The sequence below is a fragment of the Streptomyces sp. ATLC9 genome (assembly GCF_057196705.1).
Genome location: NZ_JBXUOY010000528.1, coordinates 1 through 989 on the forward strand (window position 1 = coordinate 1; position 989 = coordinate 989).

The 989-nt window shown below is 74.9% G+C and carries 1 protein-coding gene; it reads right to left on the reverse strand.

Features of this window, described 5'->3' with window-relative positions; genetic code table 11:
• Nucleotides 1-57: 57 nt before the first annotated feature.
• The coding region (locus AC2CJA_RS26855; protein ID WP_484605235.1) for a ferritin-like domain-containing protein at nt 58-989 on the reverse strand (932 nt) is incomplete at its 5' end.

Consider the following 989-nt stretch of genomic DNA (forward strand, 5'->3'; position numbering starts at 1 on the left):
GAGTAAGACCGGATCTCAGTGAGATCCGGTCTTACTCCGCTGGGCCGACTTCACCGGTCACATGAAGTTGCGGGTGTGGAGCGCGGAGAGTTCGGCCGCCTCGTCGGCGGGGAAGCCCAGGTGGACCAGGCGGCGCTGTCTGCCCTCGTCCATCTCGGCCTGGAGGGCCAGGACCGCGTCGTGGCCCCGGCCGATCGCCTCGGGGGTCCACTCGCCCGCGGCGAGGACCACCAGGGAGTCGAAGACGTCCGCGTTGAGGCCCGCGGTGTCGGTGAGGGCGTCGTGGCGGCGCTCCACGGCCGCGCGGAGCCTGCCGCGCAGGGCGGGGTCCACGGTGCCGCGGTGGTGGAGGTGGGCGACGCCGAAGGCGACGTGCCGGGCCTCGTCGCGGCGGGCCAGGGCCGTGATGCGGCGGGTGACCGGGTCGGGGGCGTGGCGTTCCAGGAAGGCCAGCAGGCTCAGGAAGCTGCCCTCGCCCAGCACGGAGAGGAGGAAGGAGGCCATGGAGAAGTCCGGTTCGGTCAGCAGGGTGCCGAGCGACTCCCGTCCGCCGGCCGAGGAGGTGCCCATCTCGCCGCCCCGCAGCAGGGCGCGGCGGGTGAAGACCTCCATGTGGCGGGCCTCGTCGGCCGCCTGCACGGCCAGCAGCTGGACGACCTCGCGGAAGTGCGGGTGGATACGCGCCAGCAGCCGGGCGGGGACGACGAGGGCGGCCTGCTCGTTCTCCACCAGATAGGTCATCACCTGGACGACGGCGCGCTCGACCTCGCCGGGGAGGGAGAAGGGCTCCTCCCAGTCGACGGCCCGGCCCGGGTCCCACTGCTCGGCCGCCGCGCGGGCGTAGAGATGGGGGGCGATGTCGGCCCAGACGTGGTCGCGGTCCACCAGGTCGAAGGGACCGGCCGGGCCGCCGCGCTCGACCAGCGCGCCGCGCGCCGCCAGACCCCAGGCGGGCGAGGGGCGGGCGGCGATGCCGCCGGGGCCCGGGC